Origin of the sequence: Allocoprococcus comes (assembly GCF_013300725.1) — a bacterium.
GTDB classification, from domain to species: Bacteria; Bacillota; Clostridia; order Lachnospirales; family Lachnospiraceae; genus Allocoprococcus; species Allocoprococcus comes_A.
The window spans coordinates 1-1836 of the sequence record NZ_JAAIMM010000066.1 but is presented as its reverse complement, the minus strand read 5'-3'; the positions used below and the strand labels follow the sequence as shown (position 1 = coordinate 1836).

Genomic DNA, 1836 nt, shown 5'->3' with positions numbered 1-1836 from the left:
ATATAATCCCATCTTTGACAGTTTGAGAAAAATAAACTCGCTATAATGCTTGTAAATACAGGCATTGTAGCGAGTTTTGCCGTTGTTTTAAACTATAGTATTTTATTCCCGTCTCTTACTTTTTTTCTGAATGGTTTTCATTTGACTTTTTGTAATAAACTTGAAGTCTGTATCAAAACCACAAACTTTATGCAAAGCATCCGTCAACATATCACGTGTATAGAGGGGAATAAACCCTTGTTCCTGTATATCTGCAAAATTCATAGATTTCAACTTTTCCAGAATTGTTTCACAGGTAAAGGCATATCCTAATTCTTTCTCAAGGTAACAATAGATTACCAAAGAAAGAAAACAGATAAGAAAATGTGCTTTTATACGGACTTCATCCTGAAGAAACACTGGTCTTGCTTCAAAGTCTGTTTTCATTATGCGGAAACATTCTTCAATTTCCCAACGCCCTTCGCTGACTTTTAAAATATCTTTTACCTCATCGTCTAACAAATTCGTAGTTACTGCATACATTCCATCATAGAGAGATTCCTGCTCAATCTTGTCGGTATCCAGATAATTATGGATTTTTGCAGTTTCACCGTCTTTGGTTACCGCGAGCTTTCCTATAAAACGTGCAGGATCATTCGGATTTCTGCGTTCTTTTTTTACTTTTCCAGAAAGAAGCATCTTTTTCGCACGTTCAACCTGGTCTGTACGTATCGATTTCTGATATCTTGCATACTTTGGTGAGTAGGTTACAATTAGACGTTGATGCAGGGAGTGTGGCGTATACGGTTTGTCTTTATAGTATAATCCGTTATCATCTTCCGGGATTTCGGAAAGATCAACGGGAGCATTATCGGAAACCCGTTTGAATCCGCTTTTATCTAAAGCCCATTTTTTGTCATCTTTATTTAGTTTCTTTATGGACTGTGTGACAATAAAAGCCCGTTCGCCGGCATGGTTGAGTCTTTTGATTGCTTCTGAACCGAGTCCGGCATCACTGCAATAAATAAATTTCGTACATCCAAAGTCCTGTAATACCTTCTCTTCTAAGGGTTTCAGTGAAGTCTGTTCATTCGCATTTCCTGGGAAAAGAGAAAAGGCAAGAGGGATTCCATCTCCGTCCATAAACATTCCCATTTGAATGATTGGATTTGGACGATGTTGTTTACATTTACCGTATTTTTTATCCCCATCTTCCTGTTCGATTTCAAAATAATAGTTTGTGCAGTCGTAATAGAGAATCTTATCATTCCGTTTTCCGAGAAGATGACTGTTTTTATATACTTCTGACTGTATAAAATCACATTCATTTCCAAGCACATCAAGAGAGCGGTATACATCATGCAGCTGGTAAGAAGGTTTTTCTAAAAATTCAGAAGCTGTTTTATAGGAAGAATATTTACTGTCTGGTTCAAGGATCCTTGCGTAAATAAGATCAGACAGGATTGCATTGATGTCGTATTTAAATTTATATTTGTCCCGAAGTTTTCGGCATACTTTATCCAGATGAAGCCGATAATAAAAAGACTGTGGGAAAAGGTATCCACCACGATAGAAGACCTGCTGGCCATAATCCAGCTTGTGATCAGAATGAAACGTGATCTGGACAGATTTTGCCTGTTGTTCTTTTTTATATTTAAGAGTTTCAATCCTGGCTTCTTCTTTGGCCCATTTCATGACGTCGTCACGAGTGGGACCATGTTCGATTAAAAGTTCCTTTAATGTTCCAAGCTTGCGTACATTAACAGATGTACTTTTTCCTTTGTTGTTGATATAGCTTTTTGCAATATAAAATGATTCAGAATTTTTTGACTTCGATGTAGTTACTTTCATGATAAA

1 protein-coding gene is annotated in these 1836 nt (G+C 36.7%); it reads right to left on the bottom strand.

The annotated features are described in order from the left end of the window. Positions 1 to 102: 102 nt before the first annotated feature. Entirely contained in the window at positions 103 to 1830 is a 1728-nt protein-coding gene (locus tag G4407_RS15960) for an IS1634 family transposase (protein WP_173689662.1), read from the bottom strand. Positions 1831 to 1836: the final 6 nt, after the last annotated feature.

What these genes read in the sequence shown, in the direction of transcription:
- G4407_RS15960 (WP_173689662.1), bottom strand. Translation starts at nt 1,830, where the DNA reads ATGAAAGTAACTACATCGAAGTCAAAAAATTCTGAATCATTTTATATT.